Genomic DNA, 1,391 nt, shown 5'->3' on the forward strand with positions numbered 1-1,391 from the left:
TGTAATCGATGGACTCGCCCCCGCCGAGGCATCACAGTGCCACGGTGGCGTTCTAAGAAGCCAACGGCAGCGAGGGCGAGACCATGAAAAAGCATAGTTCCAAGCAAGGTTCCCTGTCTTCCACTGATGTGGAGCTTTGCACAACCATCTGTGTAGACCTGGCCAAGCAGGTCTTTCAGTTAGCAGGCGAGGATGCTACCGGTCGGGTGATCTACGAAGATCGCATCAAATCCCGTCAGGCCTTTCATGATTTCCTGCTCAGGTTGCCAGCGACAGTGACCGTCTTGATGGAGTGCGGTCCAGGGGCACAAGCCTGGGCAAGGCTGCTGCAGGCCAAAGGTAATGCGGTTCGCATCCTGCCTGCGCAACGAGTCGCCGAACACCGCAGCGGCGCGAAGAATGACCGTAACGACACCCATGCCATTTTGCGTGCTGGTCGCGATACCAGTATTGCCTCGATACCGATCAAGAGCACCACAGCACTGGCTATTCAAGCACTGCACCGTATCCGCCGCGGCAACATCAAGCGGCATACCGCGCTGGGTAACCAGATGCGTGGTTTGCTGCTTGAGCATGGCGTATCCATGCCTCAGGGCGACGCTGCGATTAGTAAGCATGTGCCGCGGTCTCTTGAGGATGCCTCTTTACCTTTGCCCGACCTGTTGCGTGAGTTGCTCGATGAACTGTTGACGGACTGGCTGTCTCTGGGTGAACGCATTGCGGGGCTCAGTAGACGGCTCGAAGCGACAGCCCGGGAGGATAAAGTCGCACAGCGACTGGTCACCATTCGTGGCGTAGGCCCTATCATCGCCACGGCGATCGTGGCGAAACAGACCGAGCCCAGCCGCTTCGCCAGTGGCCGAATGTATTCCGCCTTCTTCGGTATCGTGCCCGATCAGCACAGCAGTGGAAACAAGGTCAGATTGGGCAGGATGAGCAAGCGAGGTGACGGCTACATACGTAGCCTGATGATCCAGGGCGCACATGCTGTCTTGAGCCAGCTAAGGCCTGATTCCGATCAGCCAGACGATCGCCGCCTCTTGCGCTGGCTATCCCGCCTTGGGCGCAAGGAAGCGGCGATCAGACTGGCTAATCGAAATCTGCGCATTATCTGGGCCCTGTTACAGAACGACCAGGTCTATCAACACAAACCGAACAGCAACCCGGAGGCTGCCATGAGCCTCTGACCAACCGAGTAATGCCACCGGGGCGCTAAGCGCTCCAACCCCTGCTAGTGAACATTGACCCCTGGTAAGACCGTCGCAGACTGATGCCTCCGCTCCTACAGGCCCGATGCAGTGGCCTCAATGTAAACGGCACGCTGCGAGCTCACCACGATGTTGGCCAGAAGCAAAAAGCTTCCTCGAACAGGCCTGATACATAGATGCAAC

At 57.8% G+C, this 1,391-nt stretch carries 1 protein-coding gene; it reads left to right on the forward strand.

What is annotated here, in order from left to right; all coding sequences use genetic code 11:
* The first annotated feature begins 128 nt into the window (after positions 1–128).
* Entirely contained in the window at positions 129–1,187 is a 1,059-nt protein-coding gene (locus tag ABIB24_RS26730) for an IS110 family RNA-guided transposase (RefSeq protein ID WP_274121243.1), read from the forward strand.
* Positions 1,188–1,391: the final 204 nt, after the last annotated feature.

The organism is Pseudomonas sp. UYEF17 (assembly GCF_040546125.1).
Taxonomy (GTDB): domain Bacteria; phylum Pseudomonadota; class Gammaproteobacteria; order Pseudomonadales; family Pseudomonadaceae; genus Aquipseudomonas; species Aquipseudomonas putida_Z.